1 protein-coding gene is annotated in these 794 nt (G+C 73.4%); it reads left to right on the top strand.

Annotated features, from left to right (window positions below; all coding sequences use genetic code 11):
* A partial coding sequence (locus TW83_RS12380) for a protein-disulfide reductase DsbD domain-containing protein (RefSeq protein WP_052714857.1) occupies nt 1–770 on the top strand: 770 nt, incomplete at its 5' end.
* Nucleotides 771–794 lie beyond the last annotated feature (24 nt).

The following is a 794-nucleotide window of genomic DNA, read 5'->3' as shown; positions in this document are numbered from 1 at the left end:
CCGCCCTGACGCTTGTCCTGACCGGACCCGCCATCGCCCAGGACGACCTGCCGCCCGGCCTGCGCGGCGCACAGCTGCTGCCCGGCTGGACCGAACCCGGCGGCGCGCGCATCCTGGCGCTGGAACTTCTGCTGGAGCCGGGCTGGAAGACCTACTGGCGCAGCCCCGGCGACACCGGCCTGCCGCCCCAGCTGGACTGGGCGGGGTCACGGAACCTGTCCCATGTCACCCTGCACTGGCCCGCGCCCCAGGCCATCCGGTCCGGAGAGACGCTGGAGATGGGCTATCACGACCGCCTCGTGCTTCCGCTGACCGCCCATCCGCAGGACCCCGGCAAGCCCGTCGACATCGCCGCCCAGATCGATCTGGGCCTGTGCGAGAACATCTGCGTTCCCGTGCACCTTGAACTGCAGGCGCCGCCCGTGGGCAGGCAGTCGGACCCGGTGATCGCCAGCGCCCTTGCGGCGGAGCCGCAGCGCCTGGACGGCAATCCCGCATGCGAGGTGACGCCCCTGGCAGACGGGCTGCGCGTCGCGATGGACCTGCCGCAGGGCCCGGCCACGCTGGCCGCGGTCGAACTGACCGACAATCCGCAGGTCTGGGTCTCGGCGGCGGACATCCTGCCCGGACCCACGGGCCCCCAGGCGGTGGTCGAGATGGTCGCCCCCTCGGGCAAGCCCTTCGATCTGGACCATGACGCGCTGCGCCTGACGGTGATCCCCGCCGATGGGGGACGGGCGACCGAAACCACCGGCTGCGCCGCGGACTAGGTCCCCGCGCGGCGCCCCCGCCGG

Source organism: Paracoccus sp. S4493, assembly GCF_000967735.1.
In the GTDB taxonomy this organism is placed as follows: Bacteria; Pseudomonadota; Alphaproteobacteria; order Rhodobacterales; family Rhodobacteraceae; genus Paracoccus; species Paracoccus marcusii.
Note: the sequence above shows the minus strand (reverse complement) of the source record. Positions and strands in the feature narration are given on the sequence as shown.